Here is a 15,522-nt window from a genome sequence, read left to right as displayed (position 1 = left end):
CCCATACCGAACACGGAAGTTAAGCTCTTTAGCGCCGATGGTAGTTGGGGGTTTCCCCCTGTTAGAGTAGGACGTTGCTAGGCAATGAGGAAGATGGATGAAAATCCATCTTCTTTTTTTGTGTTTTAAAAAGGAAATAAGGAGGTTTGGCGGCTGCCAAACCTCCTTATTTATGGATGATTGAGGCGAGGAAGGCTCGGGGGGTATAGAGCTTGGATCGTGCCGAGAGCGGTTGTCGAGATTTAGCGAATGGCCTTTATTTTTGATTTTTGGCTTAATTGAGGCTCGTTCCGACTTAATTCACTCTTCTTACGACTTAATTTTGTGCATTCAGACTTAATTAGACTGCGGAGATACCCCACTCCGTATGTTTCGTAGATCAGTTTCACTCATGAAACCCTCCTAAAATCCTCGAAATAGGAAGAAGATGGCCAGAGCCATCTTCCGCAACGCGATATTCTTCAGCAAAAGCTCCAAAATCTATTCAAAAGTAACGCTAGCAGCCGCTTCACCCCTCATCAAAGCAAAAAACGCACCTAAACACCCCTGATTTCCGCTCACAAGCCCCAAATGAGATCTGCTCTTCCACCCAAAGCAACATAATTTCACGGTAATTGAGATTTTATTCACGGTAATTCTCCATATATTCACGGATAAGCTTCATAATTTCACGGATAAAAATTTTTATCGAATTTTCGACACCGGCCATCACTACCGACTACCGACCACCGACTTATCGAACTCATCTTAACTTTACCCACCTATCTATCCTCCTCCAAAAGCATCATCTTTTCGACAGAATCATACAGGTTAAGAAGATAACCATGAGGCAATAATGGTGGATAGAGATTTGCATTTTCGGAAAAAGGCAGGCTATAATATAACTATAGTCAAAGTTAGTCAAAGTCAGAAGGGGGAGGGGAAATGAGGAATATTTCAGATGTAATTGAAAATTACTTAAAGCAAATTCTCTCGAGCTCTAATGATCCGTCTATTGAAATTAAACGAACGGATATTGCTGAACGATTTCAATGCGTGCCTTCTCAAATAAACTACGTGATAAACACGAGATTTACGATTGAAAAAGGGTTTGTAGTGGAAAGTAAAAGAGGTGGAGGAGGTTATATTCGGATCATGAAGGTCCGTACCGAAAGCTCTGCACACTTAATTGATCACTTAACCACCTTGATTGGTGAGAGGATATCGCAAGGCAACGCAGAAAATGTAATAAAGAGACTTATGGAAGAGACGATCGTTTCAGAACGAGAAGCAAGACTTATGCTAAGCGTGATGGACAGGTCTATTTTAAAGCTTAATCTTCCGGAACGAGATGAATTACGAGCAGAATTATTAAAAGCTATGATAAAAACGTTAAAATATCGAACCACATAGCCCTTTTTTTCATTCTATATAAAGGGAGGGAGCAGAATGAATTGTGAAGAGTGCCATGAACGAGAAGCGTCTTTACATTTTACAAAGATCATAAATGGGGAGAAAACAGAATTTCACATTTGTGAACATTGTGCTAAAGAAAAAGGAGAATTCTTGCCGGGGTCGAATTCTTTTTCCATTCACCAATTGCTTTCTGGGCTTTTACACGGCGATGGACATGTCCCGAACACGCCATCATCCAACTTCATTCCGCCCTCATTAAGCTGTGAAAAATGCGGGATGAGTTATTATCAGTTTGCGAAGATCGGTCGCTTTGGGTGTGATAATTGCTACAAAGCGTTTGAATCGAAACTTAATCCTATTTTTAAGAGAGTTCATGGTGGTAACACTTTGCATGCGGGAAAGATTCCACTCCGTGCAGGAAGCAGTATTCAAGAAAAAAAGCAGCTTCAGCAATTAAAGCAAGCTTTGCAGCAGTATATATTAAATGAGGAATTTGAAAAAGCTGCTGAAACAAGGGATGTCATCAGGGAGATCGAGCACCGCTTGCAACAGGGGAGGGATACGTAACCGATGTCTTTAGAACGATTTATCAGTGACGCGATCAGTCCCTGGATGAAACGGGAGGGGCCAGAATCGGATATAGTTCTATCGAGCCGTGTCCGACTTGCAAGGAATATTCATCAATATGTTTTTCCCATCGCAGCAGATAAAGAGTCAGCTCATGAAGTCATTTCAGCGATCTCGACTTGTATGAGCGAAGAAAATGAAGAAGCAGAAAAGCTTGAAATGCTGATGATGGAGACGTTAAAACCTGTTCAAAAACGGGTACTTGTAGAGAAACATTTGATCAGTCCCAATTTAGCAGAGCAAGCGAAATACGGTGCTGTTCTCATGAATGCAGATGAATCAGTCAGCATCATGGTGAACGAAGAAGATCATATACGCATCCAATGTTTAGCACCGGGGTTTCAATTAGAAGAAGTGCTTCATCGGGCGAATGAGATCGATGATTTTATCGAAAAAAACGTTGATTATGCGTTTGATGAAAGACGAGGATATTTAACAAGCTGTCCGACGAATGTAGGGACTGGACTTCGAGCCTCTGTCATGATGCATCTTCCAGCGCTCGTACTCTCAAAAAAGATGAGCCGCATTATCCCAGCGATCAATCAGCTAGGGTTAGCGGTAAGAGGAATCTACGGCGAAGGTACTGAGGCGCAAGGAAACATTTTTCAAATTTCAAATCAGATGACACTAGGCAAGTCGGAAGAGGATATAATGGAAGACCTCGCAGGTGTTGTCACGCAGGTCATCCAACAAGAACGAGCAGCTCGTCAACAGCTGCAGGATGGATTGAAATTACAGCTTGAAGACAAGTTATTCCGTTCATTGGGAACGTTAGAGAATTGCCGGATCATCCAATCAAAAGAAGCTGCCAAGTGTTTATCAGATGTGCGGCTAGGCATTGATTTAGAGATCTTACCTGGGATTTCAAAAACGATCCTCAATGAGCTTATGATACTTACACAACCAGGTTTTCTTCAACAATATGCAGGTGAAGTTCTAACTCCAGAAGAACGTGACATAAGAAGAGCCACATTAATCAGAGAAAGAATAAAATTGGAAAACCGATAAGGAGCGTGACGAGTATGATGTTTGGTCGTTTTACTGAGAGAGCACAAAAAGTTTTAGCTTTAGCACAAGAAGAAGCGATTCGTTTAGGTCATAATAATGTGGGAACTGAGCATATCCTGCTTGGACTGATCCGTGAAGGAGAAGGAATTGCAGCAAAAGCCCTTCAAGTTCTTGGTCTAGGACCAGAAAAGATTCAAAAAGAAGTGGAAACATTGATCGGCCGCGGTCAGGAAGCTGTTCAAACGATCCACTATACACCTCGTGCTAAAAAAGTGATTGAACTTTCCATGGATGAAGCTCGTAAACTCGGACATTCATACGTGGGAACGGAACACATTCTATTAGGATTGATCCGTGAAGGAGAAGGCGTTGCGGCTCGTGTTCTCAATAACCTTGGTGTCAGCCTTAACAAAGCGCGTCAACAAGTGCTGCAGTTACTAGGAAGCAATGAATCTTCTTCTAGTCATAGAGGTTCATCAGCTAGTGCCAACACACCGACGTTAGACAGCTTAGCGCGTGATTTAACAGCCATTGCTCGTGAAGGTACACTAGACCCAGTAATCGGGCGTGCGAAAGAAATTCAGCGTGTAATCGAGGTTCTGAGCCGCCGTACAAAGAACAACCCTGTATTGATCGGTGAGCCAGGTGTAGGTAAAACGGCTATCGCTGAAGGTTTAGCGCAGCAGATCATCAATAACGAAGTGCCAGAAACCCTTCGTGATAAGCGTGTTATGACGCTTGATATGGGTACAGTTGTAGCTGGAACGAAGTACAGAGGTGAATTTGAAGACCGTCTGAAAAAAGTAATGGATGAGATACGCCAAGCTGGGAACATCATTCTATTCATCGACGAACTTCATACGCTGATCGGTGCAGGTGGAGCAGAAGGTGCGATTGATGCATCCAACATTCTGAAGCCAGCTCTTGCTCGCGGTGAACTTCAATGTATTGGTGCTACAACCCTTGATGAGTATAGAAAATATATTGAAAAAGATGCAGCGCTTGAGCGCCGTTTCCAACCGATCACAGTTAACGAGCCAACGAAGGATGAAAGTATTCAAATTCTTCAAGGACTTCGCGACCGTTATGAAGCTCACCACCGTGTGACGATTACGGATGACGCGATTGAAGCCTCTGTTCAGTTGTCAGATCGTTACATTTCAGATCGTTTCTTACCGGATAAAGCGATCGATCTTATTGATGAAGCGGCGTCAAAAGTTCGTCTACGTTCCTATACAGCTCCACCGAACTTAAAAGAGCTTGAACAAAAGCTAGAGGAAGTTCGTAAGGAGAAGGATGCGGCTGTTCAAAGTCAAGAATTTGAAAAAGCAGCTTCATTACGAGATTCTGAACAACGCCTTCGCGAAGAGTTAGAGAAAACGAAGGACGTATGGAAAGAAAAGCAAGGAAAAGAAAACACAGAAGTAACGCCAGAAGATATTGCGCAAGTAGTATCGTCTTGGACGGGAGTTCCGGTTTCTAAGCTTGCGGAAGAGGAAACAGAACGTCTTCTGAAGATGGAAGAGATTCTGCATGATCGCGTTATCGGTCAGTCTGAGGCAGTTACAGCCATCTCGAAAGCGATCCGAAGAGCACGTGCTGGACTTAAAGATCCGAAACGTCCGATCGGCTCGTTCATCTTCTTAGGGCCAACAGGCGTTGGTAAAACGGAACTTGCAAGAGCAGTTGCCGAAACACTATTTGGTGATGAAGATGCGATTATCCGTATTGATATGTCCGAGTACATGGAGAAGCATACAACATCCCGTCTCGTTGGATCACCTCCAGGATATGTTGGACACGAAGAAGGCGGCCAGTTGACTGAAAAAGTGAGAAGAAAGCCTTACTCGGTAATCTTGCTTGATGAGATCGAAAAAGCACATCCTGAAGTGTTCAACATCTTACTTCAAGTGTTAGAAGATGGTCGTCTAACAGATTCTAAAGGACGTACAGTCGATTTCCGAAACACGGTTGTGATCATGACTTCAAACGTAGGGGCGAGCACGCTTAAGCGTAACCGTTCACTCGGATTTGCTGTCCACAACGAAGGTCAGAAGTACAACGATATGAAATCGAAAGTGATGGATGAACTAAAACGTGCGTTCCGTCCAGAGTTCTTGAACCGTATCGATGAGATCATTGTGTTCCACTCACTTGAAAAAGAACACTTGCTCAGAATTGTCAGCTTGATGGCTGAATCACTGAAAAAACGCTTAAGTGATCAAGGAATCGAGATCGAGTTGACTCAAGCCGCTCTTGAAAAGATCACAGAAGAAGGATACGATCCAGATTACGGAGCTCGTCCACTGCGTCGTGCCTTACAGCGTAAGATTGAAGATCGATTATCTGAAGAGCTTCTACGAGGAAACATCAACAAAGGGCAGACCGTTAAGATTGATGTTGAAGAGAACGATTTTGTCGTTCAAACGGTCTAACTTTTACCACATATGAGAATATCCTACAAAAGACCCGGAAGACAGACATGTCCTCCGGGTTTTTGTCGAAATAATCTTAGCTGTTCGCCTTTTTTTGCAGAGCTCAAATGGAAGTGGTTGTGAGGTTTTATGTTATGATAATAGTGAATAAATCTTGATATTTTCAGTAATTAACCCTATTTTTGATAAACAATGATGCCATGTAAGTGGTTGAATTCCGTTACAGGATGCTCGCTTTCCAGGGGGCGTGCGGTGAGCCTCTTAGCGCTCTGCGCTGTTAAGAGTCTCACCTGTCCCGCTGATCCCCTAGGAGTCTCGCACCTTTCACTCCAATCAACTATCAATGAAGTCTTTGAAGGATATTCATACAGTTTTATTCAAGCATGAAGTTTAACGGGGCAAATCACGTTTTAATCAAAGTGAAATTGAATACTTGTTCGAAAATAGATAATTAGTAAAGCGTTAAGTTCGGAAGAGGAGTTTTTATAGATGGCTAAAGTAAAATCAATCTTTCTTTGCCAAGATTGCGGTTACGAATCACCGAAATGGATGGGGAAATGTCCAGGGTGCCATGCGTGGAACACGATGGTGGAGGAAACGATCCGACCTGAAAAAAATATAAGAGGATTAACCTCTGGTGGGGATAAGAACGTAAAGCAAAAACCTCAGTCGATCGCAGATGTGAAAAGCGAGCAAGAGCCGCGTATACCGACAAACTACCAGGAGTTCAACCGTGTGCTAGGCGGAGGGATCGTTCCAGGCTCAATGGTTTTAGTGGGTGGAGACCCTGGAATCGGTAAGTCCACATTGTTGTTGCAAACATCCGCACAGCTTGCCAAAAAAGGTGAGCGCGTTCTATACATATCTGGTGAGGAATCTGTAAAGCAGACAAAGCTTCGTGCCGATCGGTTAGATATCGACGCGAAGGACTTGTTTGTACTGGCAGAAACAGATTTGGAACTGATCGAACAGGCGATGTCTGATGTGATGCCTTCTGTGATGATCATCGATTCGATTCAAACCGTCTATCGAGCTGAAGTCACTTCTGCTCCTGGGAGTGTATCGCAAGTACGAGAGTGTACAGCACATTTGATGCGAATGGCAAAAACAAAAGGTATCGCTGTATTTATCGTAGGACATGTTACAAAAGAAGGAAATATAGCCGGCCCGCGTCTATTAGAGCATATGGTAGATGCCGTATTGTATTTTGAAGGAGAACGTCATCATACTTTCCGAATCTTACGTGCCGTTAAGAACCGTTTTGGGTCTACCAATGAAATTGGTGTCTTTGAAATGAAAGAAGTAGGACTGGAAGAAGTATTGAATCCTTCTGAAATCTTTTTAGAAGAACGTTCGAAAGGGGCAGCGGGTTCAACCGTAGTTGCTTCTCTAGAAGGAACGCGACCGATGCTAGTAGAGCTGCAGGCTTTAATATCGCCGACAAGCTTTGGTAATCCTAGAAGGATGGCTACTGGGATCGATCACAACCGTGTATCACTGCTCATGGCCGTTTTAGAAAAGAGAGTCGGGTTGCTTCTTCAGAACCAAGATGCTTATCTGAATGTTGCAGGTGGTGTGCGCTTGGATGAGCCAGCGATCGATCTTGCTGTTGCGATCAGCATCGCTTCAAGCTTTCGCGATTCACCAACCAAGCCAACAGATGTTATGATTGGAGAGATAGGATTAACGGGAGAGGTTAGAAGAGTTTCCCGTATTGAGCAGCGTGTTCATGAAGCTGCAAAGTTAGGTTTTACGCGAGCTATTATACCTGATAAAAATATCGGTGGCTGGACGGTTCCAAAAGGAATTCAAGTCGTCGGCGTATCGACCGTTTATGAGGCATTACAAGCAGCGTTAGGAGGGTAATGTAAATTATGGATCATGCGATAAAAGAAGCAATCATAAGCCAAATGCTACAGCTAGTTGCTCCCGGAACACCATTACGAGAAGGGATCGACAACGTATTGCGAGCGAACACAGGTGGACTGATCGTTGTTGGATATAACGATAAAGTAAAAGAAATCGTTGATGGAGGTTTCTCTATTAACTGCAAATACTCACCAGCATCTCTATACGAACTTGCCAAGATGGATGGGGCAATCATTTTAAACGAAGATGCTGTTAAGATTCTGTATGCGAACACACAACTGATTCCGGATACGGTTATTCCGTCAACAGAAACGGGGATCCGTCACAGAACGGCAGAGCGCGTTGCGCGTCAAACAGGCAATCTTGTGATCTCCATCTCTCAAAGACGTAACGTTATCACTCTATATCAGGGGATGATCCGTTATTCGTTAAAAGAGATCGGTGTGATCTTGACGAAAGCGAATCAGGCGATTCAAACGCTTGAGAAATATAAAGTGGTTTTCGACCAAAGTGTTACGAACCTTGGTGCACTAGAATTTGAAGAATTAGTGACTTTCCAAGAAGTTACACAAGTTATTCACAGAATTGAGATGGTTTTACGCATAAAAAATGAGATTATTAAATATGTTAATGAACTTGGTGTTGAAGGCAGGCTGATTCGAATCCAGATGGAGGAGCTTGTTTCTAACATCGAGGAAGAAGCACTGCTTTTAATCAAGGACTATATGAAAGATCGTGAAAGTGATCCTTATGCGATTCTTCGCCAATTAAACAAACTATCATCTGAAGAATTGTTCGATGAATCCGTAATTATGAAACTTTTAGGCTTCTCAGCCGGTATGAATATGCAGGATGAGACGATTCATCCGCGCGGATACCGCATTCTTGGTAAGATTCCAAGACTTCCAGCGGTTATTATCGAGAACTTAACAGATGCATTTGAAAACCTTCCGCAAATTTTGCGCGCATCTATTGATGAATTGGACGAGGTAGAAGGTATCGGTGAGATTCGTGCCAAAAAAGTAAAAGAAGGTCTAAAACGCATTCAGGAACAGCTTTTCGTTGATCGTCATATCTAAAGAAAACTTCCTACGTAAAAAAAGGAATTTTCTATCTTTTACACGTTTTTAATACGGTCATTTTGTAAATAATGATTAGGGGAGGTGAATCAGGCATGCTAAAAAGAATTGTTCAGCTATTTTTCATTGTAATAGGTGGCATGCTCGGCTATCTATATATACCAGATCTCATTCGTGTACTTAACTTCGGTGATCTTCCGAATCAAGTAACATCCCCGTATGTCGGGGCAGTGATTGGTGCACTTATACTTTTTTTATCTACATTTTGGCTGTCAGATTACGTAGTAGGATTAATCCGCTGGGCTGAGGAAACAGTTGTAAAAGCTCCGGCAACTGACCTTTTATCTGGAACGATGGGGCTGATCATCGGACTGATCGTCGCATTTTTGATCCAGTCACCGTTAAGTTCTATGGATATTGTTGTGGTCAGCTCCATACTGCCGATCGCTATTACATTCCTGCTCGGTTATTTGGGCTTTCAGGTAGGGTTTAAAAAGAGAGATGAGTTGATTCAGCTGTTCTCTTTGAAGAGCCAAGGTAAAGAACGTAAAAAAGAAGCAGAGATCGAAAAGCCGAGTGGTAAGTATAAGATTTTAGATACGAGCGTCATCATTGATGGTCGAGTAGCTGATATCTGTCAGACTGGTTTTTTAGAAGGTCCACTCATTATTCCTCGTTTTGTTTTAGAAGAACTGCAGTATATTGCCGATTCTTCAGATGTTCTAAAGCGTAACAGAGGGCGCCGAGGTCTTGATATCCTAAATCGAATTCAAAAAGAGCTTTCTATGAAAGTTGAAATCTATGAAGGTGACTTTGAAGAGGTTACAGAAGTGGATAGCAAGCTAGTGAAACTCGCTCAGCTGTTATCCGGTGTTGTCGTAACAAACGATTTTAACTTGAACAAAGTATGTGAGCTACAAAACGTGGCAGTACTAAATATTAATGACCTTGCCAATGCGGTCAAACCAGTTGTTCTTCCGGGTGAGGAGCTTGTTGTACAAGTGATCAAAGACGGTAAAGAACAGAGTCAAGGTGTAGGTTATCTGGACGATGGAACGATGATCGTCGTAGAAGACGGTCGTGATTATGTTGGTAAGACGATTGATGTTGTGGTCACTTCAGTACTCCAAACATCAGCGGGCAGAATGATCTTTGCTAAAAAGAAACTATTAGAAAAAGCATTGTAACGAACGGTGGGGAAGCACGTGAATTATTGGACAGTCATTCCTGCTGCTGGACAAGGTAAGCGAATGAATGCTGGTATCTCTAAGCAGTGGATCGAACTCTTAGGAAAACCAGTACTCGCACACACACTTGATGTGTTTGAAAAAGATTCAAATTGCGAGGGAGTCATCTTGGTCGGTAGTGAAAAGGAATTGCAGCAGATGCAAGATTTTGTAGAGTCGTTCCAATATCAAAAAGTGCGTAAAATCGTTCCAGGCGGAAAAGAGCGTCAGCAAAGTGTTTATGAGGGTTTGAAGGTCGTGCCTACTGAAGCAGACCTCGTTCTCATTCATGATGCAGCACGACCTTTCATCACACAAGATTCTATTTTACAACTTCTTAACACGGCACGAGATACAGGCTCTGCCGTGTTAGCTGTTCCGGTAAAGGACACGGTTAAGCGGGTAATCGAGAATCAAGTGGAAGAAACGATCGACCGTTCCAGCTTGTGGGCTGTTCAAACCCCGCAAGCTTTTCGTCTTTCTATCGTAATGGATGCACACAGGAAGGCAGACGAAGAAGGCTATATTGAAACGGATGATGCGAGCCTCGTGGAACGAATTGGACAAACAGTGGCTATTGTAATGGGAGACTATCATAATATAAAATTAACTACGTCTGATGACTTGTTATTTGGACAAGCCATTTTGTTAGAGAGACAGGGGGAAAAAGCATGATACGCATCGGACAGGGTTTTGATGTACATGCCTTTAGTGAGGGTCGTCCGTTAATCATTGGCGGTGTAACGATTCCTTATGAGAAGGGACTTTTAGGGCATTCTGATGCTGACGTTCTTTTGCATGCGATCACAGATGCATTGCTAGGTGCAGCGGGTGAAGGAGATATCGGCAAACACTTTCCAGATACAGATCCAGCGTACAAAGGCGCAGATTCGAAGCGTTTGTTGCTCGATTCTTGGAAATTGGTTGAGAAAAAAGGTTATTCTTTAGGTAATATAGATTGTACGATCATTGCTCAAAAACCAAAGATGCTTCCGTACATTGAAGAGATGCGCGGAGTGATCGCCGGTATTTTTGGGGTTGAAGTAGAGAGAATCAACGTGAAGGCAACAACGACTGAAAAGCTAGGATTTCCTGGACGCGAAGAGGGAATCGCAGCTCAAGCGGTTGTTTTGATAGAAAAGGCACTTTAAAAAATGTTGCTTTGGGAGCATTCCGTTCATTATCTTCTCTGATAAAGTTGATTGGAGTGGAAGATGCGAGACTCCTGTGGGACAGGCGGTTAGGTGAGACACTTAAGAGTGAAACGTACGAATGTGGCTCACCGACTGCCCCACGGAAAGCGAGCATCTGGAACGGAAATTAACTACTTTCAAAGGCATCATCGTTAAGTAAAAAATATTTTTAGAGGTGAAACATGATGGCAAACGAAGTTCGAGTGCGTTATGCACCAAGTCCAACGGGACACTTACATATAGGGAATGCACGTGCAGCTCTATTCAACTATTTATACGCTCGCCACTCTGGCGGAAAGTTTATTATCCGTATTGAAGATACGGATCAAAAGCGTAACATTCAAGGCGGAGAAGAGAGTCAGCTGGATCACTTAAAATGGCTCGGTATGGATTGGGATGAAAGTGTTGATATCGGAGGAGATTACGGTCCGTATCGTCAGATGGAACGTTTAGAACTATACGAGAAGTATACAGATGAACTACTTTCAAAAGGTCTTGCATACACTTGTTATTGTACAGAAGAAGAGCTTGAGGCTTCTCGTGAAGAGCAGATGGCAAAAGGGGATACTCCTGTTTATGATGGACGCTGTCTAAACTTATCAGTGGAAGAAAAAGCGGCATTAGAAGAAGAAGGTCGCCGTCCGAGCATTCGTTTTAAGGTTCCACAAGACCGTACGATCACGTTTGATGACATGGTAAAAGGTGAAGTTTCGTTTGAATCAAGCGGCTTTGGTGACTTTGTTATCGTGAAAAAAGATGGAATTCCAACCTACAACTATGCGGTTGTTATCGATGACCACGAAATGGCGATCACTCACGTACTGCGTGGAGATGATCACATCTCAAACACACCGAAGCAGTTATTGATCTATGATGCGTTAGGATTTTCGCATCCGAAGTTTGGTCATACAACATTAATCGTGAATGAAAACCGTAAAAAGTTAAGTAAACGTGACGAGTCGATCGTTCAGTTTATTGAGCAGTACAAAGATCTAGGATATTTGCCAGAAGCGCTGTTTAATTTTATTGCGTTATTAGGTTGGTCTCCGGGTGGAGAAGAAGAGATCTTCAGTCGAGAGCAGTTTATTGAGATCTTTGACCCGAACCGTTTATCTAAAGCACCTGCTGTTTTTGATACACAAAAGTTAGAGTGGCTGAACAACCAATATATGAAGCAGCAAGACGTAGCTCGTATTGTTGAGTTATGTATGCCTCACCTTGTTAAAGCGGGTAGAGTTTCTGAGAACCCAAGTCCTGAAGAACAAGAGTGGATCACAAAGCTTGTCGCTCTTCATCAGGAAAAAATGAGCTATGGTGCTGAAATCGTAGACTTAACAGAACTGTTCTTCAAAGAAGAGATCGAATATGAAGGAGAAGCACTGGAAGTACTGCAAGGTGAAGGTGTTCCTTCTGTTATGGAATCATTCTTAATTCAGATCGAAAACAGTGATTCTTTTGAAGCGGAAGACATCAAAGCGATGATGAAAGCTGTTCAAAAGGAAACGGGCCAAAAAGGAAAGAACTTGTTCATGCCGATCCGTGTTGCGACAACTGGTCAACAACATGGTCCAGATCTGCCTGCTGCTGTTTCTCTTTTAGGTAAAGATGTGATTATCAAGCGCGTAAATGCTGTACTGACTCAAATTAAAAAGTAATAAAAGTACACATTTTGCAAAGATTATAATATAGTAAAAGAAACTTATAATAATCGTGTAAAACGTAGATGAGGAAAGTAGGCTAGCGCCTTTTCATAGTAGAGAGAACCATCACCGGCTGAAAGTGGTTCATGAAAATGCTTGCTGAAGTGCCCCTCGGAGTCCCATGCCGAAAATTTTAGTAGGTTTGGGCGGCAACTCCCCGTTATGGAGCTTAAGGGAACAGGTGAGTTTTTATAAAACCTGTTAAACAGAGTGGAACCGCGTCTATCCGTACGTCTCTGTGTCATATTTGGCACAGGGACGTTTTTTATTTTCTAATGTCTGGTATATTTCTAAACTGTTGTTGCTTATGAATCACTTTTTTTCAACTTTGCCTAGTTGATTGTAGTGGAAGGTGCGAGACTCCTGCGGGACGAGTGGGCAGGAGAGACCCCTAAAGGCGCAAAGCGGCAGGGGGCTCACCGCACGCCCCCCGGAAAGCGAGCATCCTGAAACGGAAATCAACAACTTTCAAGAGCAGCATAGTTTACTACAACAGCTTTTAATTTTTTATGCAAGGAGGTTGGAAAACATGTTTTCAGCCATGAAAGAAGATATTCAGGTTGTTTTTGAGAAAGACCCAGCGGCTAGAAGTTCATTCGAAGTATTCTTAACATACTCTGGACTGCACGCGATTTGGGCCCATAGATTAGCACATAAGCTATTCAAACGAAACTGGCTGTTTTTAGCCCGCTTGATCTCACAGATCAGCCGCTTTTTCACCGGCATCGAAATACACCCGGGCGCACAGATCGGACGACGCTTTTTTATCGATCACGGAATGGGTGTGGTGATCGGCGAAACGTGTATCATCGGTAATGATGTGACACTCTACCAAGGTGTAACGCTCGGAGGTACGGGAAAAGAAAAAGGAAAAAGGCATCCCACGCTTGAAGATCACGTTCTTGTTGCTACAGGAGCCAAGGTGTTAGGGAACATTACGATCGGAAAGAATTCAAAAGTTGGGGCAGGATCGGTTGTTCTTCAACATGTTCCGCCCGATGCGACCGTAGTTGGAATCCCAGGAAGAGTCGTGATTAAAGATGGCATTAAAGTTGGATGCGAACTTGATCATCGCGATCTGCCTGACCCAGTAGCTGATAAATTTAGAGAAATGCATAACGAGATGAAACGAATGCGTGAAGAACTGGAAACATTGAAAAAAGGGAGTGAAGTATAGATGGGTATTAAAATCTATAATACGATGACACGTCAAAAAGAGACTTTCGTTCCGTTAGAAGAAGGAAAAGTGAAGATGTATGTGTGCGGACCGACTGTATATAACTATATCCATATCGGTAACGCAAGACCGGCTATTGTTTTCGATACAGTGAGAAAGTACTTGGAGTATAGAGATTATGATGTACAGTTCATCTCCAATTTTACGGATGTTGATGATAAGCTCATCAAAGCGGCTAACGAGATGGGAAGCGATGTTCCGACGATTGCCGAGAAGTTCATCAATGCCTATCACGAGGATACTTGCGCACTAGGCGTACAAAAAGCGGACGCACACCCGCGTGTAACAGAAACGATGCCAGAGATCATTGATTTTATCGAGAACCTTATCAAAAAAGGTTTTGCTTATGAAGCAGCGGGAGATGTTTATTTCAAAACGCGTTCGTTCAACGGTTATGGCAAACTATCTCATCAGTCGATCGATGACTTAAGATCTGGTGCGAGAATTGAAGTCGGAGAGAAAAAAGAAGATCCTCTTGATTTTGCGCTATGGAAAGCAGCAAAAGATGGAGAGATCTATTGGGAGAGTCCTTGGGGTAAAGGTCGTCCTGGCTGGCATATCGAATGCTCGGCGATGGCAAAAAAATACTTAGGTGATTCGATCGACATTCATGGTGGCGGTCAAGATTTAGCTTTTCCGCATCATGAGAATGAAATCGCGCAATCTGAAGCATTAAATGAAGCTCCGATGGCTAAGTATTGGATGCATAATGGGTATATTAATATTGATAACGAAAAAATGTCGAAATCACTTGGGAACTTCGTGCTGGTTCATGACCTTGTACAACAGCAGGATCCGCAAGTTATCCGATTCTTTATGCTAGCTGTACACTACCGCAATCCAATCAACTTCAGTCAGGAGTTGTTGGAAGCGGCGGAGGCAGGATTGAATAGAATCCGTACGTCTTATGAAAACTTGAAACACCGCTTGAGTGTATCGGCAGATCTATCTATAGATACAGAAAAATGGACTCAGCTTGTTAAAGAAACAAGAGAGAAATTCATCACGGATATGGACGATGATTTCAACACAGCGAACGCGATCTCTCATCTTTTTGATTTTTCGCGAGAAGCGAACGTATACCTGCAAGAGAAGAACACTTCTAAAGCGGTTATTACAGAGTTTATCGCTCTGTTCGATGAGCTTGCTGGTGTGCTTGGGCTAACTCTTCATAAAGAAGAGGAATTGTTAGATGAAGAGATTGACGCTCTCATTCAAGAACGTAATCAAGCACGTAAAGAAAAGAACTTTGCTCGCGCTGACGAAATTCGTGATCAGTTAAAAGAACAGAACATCATTTTGGAAGATACTGCACAGGGTGTTCGGTGGAAAAGAGATAAGTAAATGAAGATAACGGACTCAGATATTAAACAACTGAACGGAACCACGCTTGCTTATATGGGAGATGCAGTAATGGAGCAATTCGTGCGTGAACACCTTATCCGTAACGGACAGGTGAAGCCGAATAAGCTCCATGTATCGGCCACGAAGTTTGTTTCAGCAAAAGCTCAAGCAAGCATGGTCGTTCAGCTGCTTGAAGAAAACTATTTTACAGAAGAAGAGGTCGCTGTGATTAAGCGTGGCCGCAATGCGAACCAGGGAACTGTACCAAAAAATACGGATGTTCAAACGTATCGGCATGCCACAAGCTTCGAAGCAATCATCGGTTATCTTTATCTGTTAAATAACCACGAACGTCTAACGAACATGATGGAATATGTGTTATCAGAAAATAAAAAGGGGGAGGTCTAAA

14 protein-coding genes, 1 rRNA gene and 1 other annotated feature are annotated in these 15,522 nt (G+C 42.9%); of the genes, 14 read left to right on the top strand and 1 reads right to left on the bottom strand.

Annotated features, from left to right (window positions below; genetic code table 11):
• A 5S ribosomal RNA gene (gene rrf, locus ACFS5O_RS00390) occupies nt 1–83 on the top strand; the annotation flags it as partial.
• A gap of 159 nt (nt 84–242) precedes the next feature.
• On the opposite strand, the gene ACFS5O_RS00385 is transcribed toward rrf, so the two are convergent.
• Complete coding sequence (locus tag ACFS5O_RS00385; RefSeq protein WP_205724215.1) at nt 243–389, bottom strand: hypothetical protein; 147 nt, start codon at nt 387–389, stop codon at nt 243–245.
• A 535-nt stretch (nt 390–924) separates the two neighbouring features.
• On the opposite strand from ACFS5O_RS00385, the gene ACFS5O_RS00380 reads away from it, so the two are divergent.
• The 13 genes from ACFS5O_RS00380 (at nt 925) to ACFS5O_RS00320 (ending at nt 15,521) form a co-directional block, all read left to right on the top strand.
• Entirely contained in the window at nt 925–1,392 is a 468-nt protein-coding gene (locus ACFS5O_RS00380) for a CtsR family transcriptional regulator (protein WP_137792299.1), read from the top strand.
• Nucleotides 1,393–1,428: 36 nt separating this feature from the next.
• Nucleotides 1,429–1,962 carry a protein-arginine kinase activator protein McsA gene (gene mcsA, locus ACFS5O_RS00375; RefSeq protein WP_066390592.1) on the top strand — a complete coding sequence of 178 codons (534 nt, stop codon included), beginning with the start codon at nt 1,429–1,431 and terminating at the stop codon, nt 1,960–1,962.
• Between the two features lie 3 nt (nt 1,963–1,965).
• Complete coding sequence (mcsB, locus tag ACFS5O_RS00370; protein ID WP_205724216.1) at nt 1,966–3,030, top strand: protein-arginine kinase McsB; 1,065 nt, start codon at nt 1,966–1,968, stop codon at nt 3,028–3,030.
• Between the two features lie 14 nt (nt 3,031–3,044).
• Nucleotides 3,045–5,465, top strand: a complete 2,421-nt coding sequence (gene clpC / locus ACFS5O_RS00365) for an ATP-dependent protease ATP-binding subunit ClpC (protein WP_205724217.1) — start codon at nt 3,045–3,047, stop codon at nt 5,463–5,465.
• Between the two features lie 489 nt (nt 5,466–5,954).
• A complete protein-coding gene (radA, locus tag ACFS5O_RS00360) occupies nt 5,955–7,331 on the top strand; it encodes a DNA repair protein RadA (RefSeq protein ID WP_205724218.1) in 1,377 nt (458 codons plus the stop codon).
• 8 nt (nt 7,332–7,339) lie between these two features.
• Nucleotides 7,340–8,413, top strand: a complete 1,074-nt coding sequence (gene disA / locus ACFS5O_RS00355; RefSeq protein WP_066390602.1) for a DNA integrity scanning diadenylate cyclase DisA — start codon at nt 7,340–7,342, stop codon at nt 8,411–8,413.
• Between the two features lie 95 nt (nt 8,414–8,508).
• Nucleotides 8,509–9,600, top strand: coding sequence for a PIN/TRAM domain-containing protein (locus ACFS5O_RS00350; protein ID WP_066390605.1), 1,092 nt, complete (start codon nt 8,509–8,511; stop codon nt 9,598–9,600).
• Between the two features lie 18 nt (nt 9,601–9,618).
• Nucleotides 9,619–10,314, top strand: coding sequence for a 2-C-methyl-D-erythritol 4-phosphate cytidylyltransferase (gene ispD, locus ACFS5O_RS00345; protein ID WP_205724219.1), 696 nt, complete (start codon nt 9,619–9,621; stop codon nt 10,312–10,314).
• The gene (ispF, locus tag ACFS5O_RS00340; RefSeq protein ID WP_205724220.1) at nt 10,311–10,790 is read left to right on the top strand and encodes a 2-C-methyl-D-erythritol 2,4-cyclodiphosphate synthase; all 480 of its coding nucleotides are present in this window, start codon (nt 10,311–10,313) and stop codon (nt 10,788–10,790) included. The genes ispD and ispF overlap by 4 nt, the downstream gene beginning before the upstream one ends.
• A gap of 227 nt (nt 10,791–11,017) precedes the next feature.
• On the top strand, nt 11,018–12,487 hold the full coding sequence (gene gltX / locus ACFS5O_RS00335; protein WP_205724221.1) for a glutamate--tRNA ligase: 1,470 nt from the start codon (nt 11,018–11,020) through the stop codon (nt 12,485–12,487).
• A gap of 56 nt (nt 12,488–12,543) precedes the next feature.
• Nucleotides 12,544–12,773 (top strand) — a binding site (T-box leader).
• Nucleotides 12,774–12,884: 111 nt separating this feature from the next.
• Nucleotides 12,885–13,709 carry a serine O-acetyltransferase gene (cysE, locus tag ACFS5O_RS00330; protein ID WP_318300053.1) on the top strand — a complete coding sequence of 275 codons (825 nt, stop codon included), beginning with the start codon at nt 12,885–12,887 and terminating at the stop codon, nt 13,707–13,709.
• Entirely contained in the window at nt 13,710–15,113 is a 1,404-nt protein-coding gene (cysS, locus tag ACFS5O_RS00325; RefSeq protein ID WP_205724222.1) for a cysteine--tRNA ligase, read from the top strand.
• Nucleotides 15,114–15,521 (top strand): Mini-ribonuclease 3, encoded by a 408-nt coding sequence (locus ACFS5O_RS00320; RefSeq protein ID WP_066390618.1) that lies wholly within the window; start codon nt 15,114–15,116, stop codon nt 15,519–15,521.
• Nucleotide 15,522: the final 1 nt, after the last annotated feature.

It is taken from the genome of Fictibacillus nanhaiensis (genome assembly GCF_042686385.1).
GTDB lineage: Bacteria > Bacillota > Bacilli > Bacillales > Fictibacillaceae > Fictibacillus > Fictibacillus nanhaiensis.
This window is presented reverse-complemented; position numbering and strand designations above follow the sequence as displayed.

Coding starts and splice junctions, on each gene's coding strand:
- radA (WP_205724218.1), top strand. CDS start 5,955: ATGGCTAAAGTAAAATCAATCTTTCTTTGCCAAGATTGCGGTTACGAA.
- ACFS5O_RS00320 (WP_066390618.1), top strand. CDS start 15,114: ATGAAGATAACGGACTCAGATATTAAACAACTGAACGGAACCACGCTT.
- mcsB (WP_205724216.1), top strand. CDS start 1,966: ATGTCTTTAGAACGATTTATCAGTGACGCGATCAGTCCCTGGATGAAA.
- mcsA (WP_066390592.1), top strand. CDS start 1,429: ATGAATTGTGAAGAGTGCCATGAACGAGAAGCGTCTTTACATTTTACA.
- clpC (WP_205724217.1), top strand. CDS start 3,045: ATGATGTTTGGTCGTTTTACTGAGAGAGCACAAAAAGTTTTAGCTTTA.
- ACFS5O_RS00350 (WP_066390605.1), top strand. CDS start 8,509: ATGCTAAAAAGAATTGTTCAGCTATTTTTCATTGTAATAGGTGGCATG.
- disA (WP_066390602.1), top strand. CDS start 7,340: ATGGATCATGCGATAAAAGAAGCAATCATAAGCCAAATGCTACAGCTA.
- gltX (WP_205724221.1), top strand. CDS start 11,018: ATGGCAAACGAAGTTCGAGTGCGTTATGCACCAAGTCCAACGGGACAC.
- ACFS5O_RS00380 (WP_137792299.1), top strand. CDS start 925: ATGAGGAATATTTCAGATGTAATTGAAAATTACTTAAAGCAAATTCTC.
- cysS (WP_205724222.1), top strand. CDS start 13,710: ATGGGTATTAAAATCTATAATACGATGACACGTCAAAAAGAGACTTTC.
- ispF (WP_205724220.1), top strand. CDS start 10,311: ATGATACGCATCGGACAGGGTTTTGATGTACATGCCTTTAGTGAGGGT.